Source organism: Patulibacter sp. NPDC049589 (assembly GCF_040675535.1).
Taxonomy (GTDB): domain Bacteria; phylum Actinomycetota; class Thermoleophilia; order Solirubrobacterales; family Solirubrobacteraceae; genus Patulibacter.
On the sequence record NZ_JBFAPC010000246.1, the window covers coordinates 1 to 5,455 of the forward strand.

General features: G+C 73.8%; 7 protein-coding genes. 5 read left to right on the forward strand and 2 right to left on the reverse strand.

Annotated elements, in window-relative coordinates:
- Window positions 1–190: 190 nt before the first annotated feature.
- The gene (locus AB0L40_RS26105) at window positions 191–505 is read left to right on the forward strand and encodes a hypothetical protein (RefSeq protein WP_364361452.1); all 315 of its coding nucleotides are present in this window, start codon (window positions 191–193) and stop codon (window positions 503–505) included.
- Between the two features lie 9 nt (window positions 506–514).
- On the opposite strand, the gene AB0L40_RS26110 is transcribed toward AB0L40_RS26105, so the two are convergent.
- Window positions 515–1,057: a YqgE/AlgH family protein gene (locus AB0L40_RS26110; RefSeq protein ID WP_364361454.1), complete on the reverse strand. Its 543-nt coding sequence runs from the start codon at window positions 1,055–1,057 to the stop codon at window positions 515–517.
- Between the two features lie 111 nt (window positions 1,058–1,168).
- On the opposite strand from AB0L40_RS26110, the gene AB0L40_RS26115 reads away from it, so the two are divergent.
- Window positions 1,169–2,023, forward strand: coding sequence for a fumarylacetoacetate hydrolase family protein (locus tag AB0L40_RS26115; protein ID WP_364361456.1), 855 nt, complete (start codon window positions 1,169–1,171; stop codon window positions 2,021–2,023).
- A 78-nt stretch (window positions 2,024–2,101) separates the two neighbouring features.
- On the opposite strand, the gene AB0L40_RS26120 is transcribed toward AB0L40_RS26115, so the two are convergent.
- Entirely contained in the window at window positions 2,102–2,728 is a 627-nt protein-coding gene (locus AB0L40_RS26120) for an ATP-dependent Clp protease proteolytic subunit (RefSeq protein WP_364361458.1), read from the reverse strand.
- Between the two features lie 146 nt (window positions 2,729–2,874).
- Between AB0L40_RS26120 and AB0L40_RS26125 the strand changes: the two genes are divergently transcribed.
- The 3 genes from AB0L40_RS26125 to AB0L40_RS26135 are packed head-to-tail and all read left to right on the forward strand — an operon-like array spanning window position 2,875 to window position 5,431.
- Window positions 2,875–3,681 carry an ABC transporter ATP-binding protein gene (locus AB0L40_RS26125; protein ID WP_364361460.1) on the forward strand — a complete coding sequence of 269 codons (807 nt, stop codon included), beginning with the start codon at window positions 2,875–2,877 and terminating at the stop codon, window positions 3,679–3,681.
- Complete coding sequence (locus AB0L40_RS26130; RefSeq protein WP_364361462.1) at window positions 3,678–4,514, forward strand: ABC transporter permease; 837 nt, start codon at window positions 3,678–3,680, stop codon at window positions 4,512–4,514. The genes AB0L40_RS26125 and AB0L40_RS26130 overlap by 4 nt, the downstream gene beginning before the upstream one ends.
- Window positions 4,511–5,431, forward strand: coding sequence for an EamA family transporter (locus AB0L40_RS26135; RefSeq protein WP_364361464.1), 921 nt, complete (start codon window positions 4,511–4,513; stop codon window positions 5,429–5,431). Before AB0L40_RS26130 ends, AB0L40_RS26135 begins: the two co-directional genes overlap by 4 nt.
- Window positions 5,432–5,455: the final 24 nt, after the last annotated feature.

Sequence of the window (5,455 nt, forward strand, 5' to 3'; positions counted from 1 at the left end):
GCCCGGGGCACCGATCCGAAAATCACCCCAACGACGTGCCGCGGCTCGCCGTTCCCGCACGCACCACCAGAACGACTTCTTCAGCGGTCTTCTAGTCGTTCGGGGGCGGCACGCGATCCTCCGCGCGGGACCGCCCCGGCACGGGCCGCAGGCACGCTTGGCGACGGCCGGAACCCCTACGCTCCCGGGCATGGACGTTCCCCTCGAGATGCTCGCCGCCGTCTCCGAGGCGGTCGGCCGGGCGGAGGACGCGGTCGAGGAAGCGGCGTGGACGACGGCGCGCGCCGCGCTCGACGACGTCGACCGGCAGCTCGAAGAGCTCCGCGAGGCCTACCGCGCGCTCGGCCCCCGCGAGCGTGGCACGCTGGGCGCGATCGCCGGACCGCTGCGCGCCCGCCGCGACACGGTCGCCGGCCGGGTGCCGAAGCCCCGGGCCGTCAGCGACGGCGCCCCGGTCCACGATCCCGAGCAGGACGACGACGAGGGCGAGGCGCCGCCGGTCTGAGCGCCGGGCTCAGTTGACCGACGGGTCCTCAGGGGCGACCCCGAGGCGGGCGTACGCGCCGCCCATGCGCTCCAGCGCGCGGTGCCACAGGAGCTCCGAGTCCGGCCGGAAGAGGTCGTCGGGCTGGGCGGGGACGACGAGCCAGTCCGACGCGCTCAGCTCGTCGTCGAGCTGGTCGGGCGCCCACCCGGCGTACCCGGCGTAGGCCCGGGCCCGGTCGACGTCGGGGCAGCGCGGGTCCTCGTCGCCGCGGACCATCCCCACCCGGCCCAGGACGAGCAGCGCCGCGTCGGCGGGGTCGCGGAACTCCGCGACGGTCAGCAGCGACTCGGGCTGGACGGGGCCGCCGTCGTGGACGACGGCGTCGGGCGTGAACATCGAGGCGATGTCGGGCACGACGGCCTCGACGGTCGTCTCGGTCGGGCGGTTGAGCACGATGCCCAGGGCGCCGTCCCGGTCGTGGTCGACGACGAGCACGACCGTGCGGGCGAACGTCGGATCGCCGATGGTGGGGGAGGCAACCAGCAGCTGCCCGGACAGGCGTCGCGCCATTGCCGTTGATGCTGGCAGGTTCGGGCCGCGATCGCGGGCGAGACGGCGTTCGCGCGGCGACGGCGGGCCGGACGATGCCGGGCCGGCGGCGCCGTGGCCTACGCTCGGGCCATGCGGCTCGTGCGCTTCTCGCTCCCGTCGGACCCCGGAACGGTGCTGAGCGGCGAGGTCCGCGGCGACGAGGTCGTGGCGTTCGCCGACGGCTCGACGGTGCTCTCCCGCCTGGACTCCGGCGACCGCTCGGCCGCGTCGGGCGCCACGTTCGCGCTCGCGGCGGTGGAGCTGCTGATGCCGTACGAGCCCGGGGCGCTCTACGGCATCGGGCGCAACTACGCCGCCCACGCCGCGGAGCTCGGCAACGACGTCCCCGACGCCCCGATCGTCTTCGTCATGCCGCCGTCCTCGGCGACCGGCCCGTCGGGCCCCGTCGTCCACCACGCGATCACGTCCCAGCTGGACTACGAGGTCGAGCTGGCGATCGTGCTCGGCCGCCTGCCGGACGGCACCGTCGGCGCCGCGGGCTTCTGCGTCGCCGACGACGTCAGCGCGCGGGACCTGCAGGACGCCGAGGAGCAGTGGGCGCGCGCGAAGGGCGCCGACACCTTCTGCCCGTTCGGGCCGTGGATCACGACGGCGGACGAGCTGGCGGACGCCGTCCCCGGGCCGTGGCCGGGCGGGACCCCGCCGCTGCGGCTGCGCTCGTGGGTGGACGGGGAGGCGCGCCAGGACGCGACCACCGCGGACCTGATCTTCGGCGTCGACGCCCTGCTCGCCCACATCGGCGCCGCGATCACGCTGCGCTCGGGCGACCTGATCCTCACCGGGACGCCGCACGGCGTCGGCAAGGCGACGTCCCGCCCGGACGGCTCCGGCAACGGTGCGTGGCTGCACCCCGGCAGCGTCGTCCGGATGGAGATCGAGGGCCTCGGCGTCATCGAGCACCCGGTGGTCGCGCCGGGAGACTGACCGCCCCGGAACGACCGACGCCCGGCGGGCGGGCCGGGCGTCGGGGACGGCGGAGGTGCGGCGCGGGGCCGCGCCGGGCTACTGGACGTCGAAGCCCTTGTTCGGCTGCGAGAGGTCGGGCAGCTCCGTGCCGAGGACCGTGTCGATCAGGCCGTACTCCTTGGCCTGCTGCGGCGAGAAGAAGCGGTCGCGCTCCATGTCGTGGTCGATCGTCTCGCGGGACTGGCCCGTCAGGCCGACGTAGATCTCGTTCAGGCGCGAGCGCGTCTTCAACAGCTCGCGGGCGTGGATCTCGATGTCCGACGCCTGGCCCTCGAAGCCGGTGACCGACGGCTGGTGGGTGAGGATGCGCGAGTTCGGCAGCGACGAGCGCTTGCCCTTCGCCCCGGCGGCGAGGATCAGCGAGCCCGCGGACATCGCGATGCCGACGCAGATCGTGCGCACGTCGGGCTTGACGAAGTTCATCGTGTCCATGATCGCCAGGCCGGCCGTGACGGAGCCGCCGGGCGAGTTGACGTAGATCGAGATGTCCTTGTCCTCGTCGTCGGACGCGAGGTGCAGGAGCTGCGCGACGATGAGGTTCGCGACCTGATCGTCGATCCCGGTCCCGAGGAAGATGATCCGCTCATTCAGGAGGCGGCTGTAGATGTCGTACTCGCGCTCACCACGCGCAGTGCGCTCGACGACGATCGGAACCAGAGGCATGCGAACCACCCTATAGATGCGGCGCGGCGGCCCCGCCGTGGCGGGATCGGACGTGCGTCCGGCCCGGGCCGGACGTGGCCGCCGGGAGCCTTCCGGGGCGCCCCGCCGGACGGCTCCTCGCCGGTCGTCCCGTATGGTCGGGAGACGTGATTGACGCTGCAAGTACCTCCGATTCCGGGTCGGGATTCGGGGTTGCCGCCGCGCGACCGGCGCTGTCCGTCCGCGGCTTCACCAAGACCTACGAGGGCGGCTTCACGGCCGTCGACGGGCTGGATCTCGACATCCCCGACGGGGCGTTCTTCGGCCTGCTCGGTCCCAACGGCGCGGGCAAGACGACGCTGATCGGGGCGATCTGCAACCTCGTGCGCCCGACGGCCGGCGAGATCGAGGTGTTCGGGCACGCGCACGACGCGCGCGAGGCCCGCCGCCTGGTCGGGCTCGCCGAGCAGGACATCAACCTCGACCGCTTCCTGACGGTCTCCGAGGTCCTGATCTACCACGCCGGGTTCTTCGGGATGGGCCGCGCCCACGCGCGCCGCCGCGCCGCGGAGCTGATGGACGTCTTCGACCTCTCGGCCAAGGCGAAGGTCCGCCCGACCGCGCTGTCGGGCGGCATGCGCCGGCGGCTGCTGTTCGCGCGCGCCCTGATGCACGAGCCGCGCCTGCTGATCCTCGACGAGCCCACCGCGGGCGTCGACGTCGAGCTGCGCTCGGAGCTCTGGGAGTACACGCGCCGACTGCACCAGGCCGGCACGACGATCCTCCTGACGACGCACTACCTCGAGGAGGCCGAGGCCCTCTGCGAGGAGATCGCGCTGATCCGGGGCGGCCGGATCATCGCCCGCGACACCGCGGACGGCCTGCGCGCGCAGTACGACGCGGACGACATCGCCGGGGTCTACCTGCAGGCGATGCAGAGCGACGCCGCGGCCGGGAACGCGGTGCCCGCGTGACGCCGCCGGTGGAGGGCACGGTCGCCGCCGTGCTGCCCGGCGGGCTGCGCGACCCCGACGCGCCGTTCGTCGAGGACCGCCGCGGGCTGCTCTGGCTCTGCGAGCGCGAGATCGTCCGCTTCATGAAGCTGTGGATGCAGACGCTGATCGCGCCGGTCATGTCGTCGCTGCTCTTCATCGTCGTCTTCGGCCTGGCGCTCGGCGACAACATCGCGGACGTCGACGGCGTCCCTTACAAGCAGTTCATCGTGCCGGGCCTCGTCGTCCAGGCGATCCTCACGGCGGCGTACTCCAACAACAGCTCGACGGTCTTCCAGGCCCGCTCGGACCGCTTCCTCAACGACGTCCTCTCCAGCCCCCTGCGCTGGTGGGAGGTCAACATCGGCCTGGCGATCGGTGGCGTCGTCCGCGGGCTCCTGACCGGGATCCTGCTGCTGATCCTGGGCATGGCGATCACCGGCGTCGGCGTGCAGCAGCCGCTGGTCCTGATCGTCGCCACGGTGCTCGTCCTGATCGCCTTCGCGCAGCTCGGCGTGATCGCCGGGATCTACGCGAAGTCGTGGGACTTCATGGCGTTCGTCACGTCGCTCGTGATCCTGCCGCTGAGCTTCCTCGGCGGGATCTTCTACTCCGTCGACCGGCTGCCCGCGGGGTGGGAGGTCGTCTCCCACGTCAACCCGGTCTTCTACCTCGTGCAGGCGTTCCGGATCGGCTTCGTGGGCCAGGGCGACGTCGCGACGTGGCTGGCGCTCCTGGTGCTGCTCACACTGGCGGTCGGCCTCAGCGCCTGGTGCGCCTGGCTGTTCAAGACCGGGCACCGCCTGAAGCCGTGAGCGCCGGAGCGCCGCCGTCCCCGGCCGCGGCCGGGACGACGGCCCCCGGCGGCACGGTGCCGTCCGACGTCCTGATGGTGCTCGGGGCGATCGGCTCCGTGCAGATCTCCGCGGCGGTCGCGACGGAGATGTTCGACGAGGTCGGGCCGCTCGGCGCGACCCTCCTGCGGTCGGTGATGGCCTCAGCGGTGCTGCTGGTGCTCGTGCGCCCGCGGATCCGCGGGCTGTCCCGCGACGCCGTGCTGGCGGTCGTCCCGTACGGCCTGGTCCTCGGCGTCATGAACACGGCGTTCTACCTCGGGATCGACCGCGTGCCCCTCGGCACGGCCGTGGCGATCGAGTTCCTCGGGCCGCTGGGCGTCGGCGCGTGGTTCGCCCGCCGGACGCGCGACCGCGTGTGGGTGCTGCTCGCCGCCCTCGGGGTCCTCGCGCTCACGCGTCCGTGGAGCGCGGACGGGGCGGACCCGGTCGGCGTCGCGTGGATGCTGCTCGCGGCCGGCTGCTGGGCGGCCTACATCCCGCTCGGAGCGCGAGCGGCCCGGGGCCTGCCGGGCCTGCAGCCCGTCGCGCTGGGGATGGCGGTCGGGGCGCTCGTGGTGCTCGTACCCGGGCTGGCCTCCGGCGGCGGCCGGCTGCTGCACGGCCACGTCCTCGTGATCGGCGCGGTGGCGGCGCTCGCGGGCTCGGTGATCCCGTACTCGCTGGAGCAGCTCGCGCTGCGGCGGATCGCGCCGGGCGTCTTCGGCGTCCTCATGGCGCTCGAGCCCGGGGTCGCGGCCGCCGCCGGGCTGCTGGTCCTCGGGCAGGACCTCGAGCCGCTGTCGGTCCTCGGCCTGGTCCTCGTCGTCGCCGCGGGGGTGGGGATCACCCGCGCGCCCTCGGCGCCGGTGGGGCCCGTGCCGTCGCCGGTCGCCTGAGCGCGCCGGCCGGGCGGTCCCGGC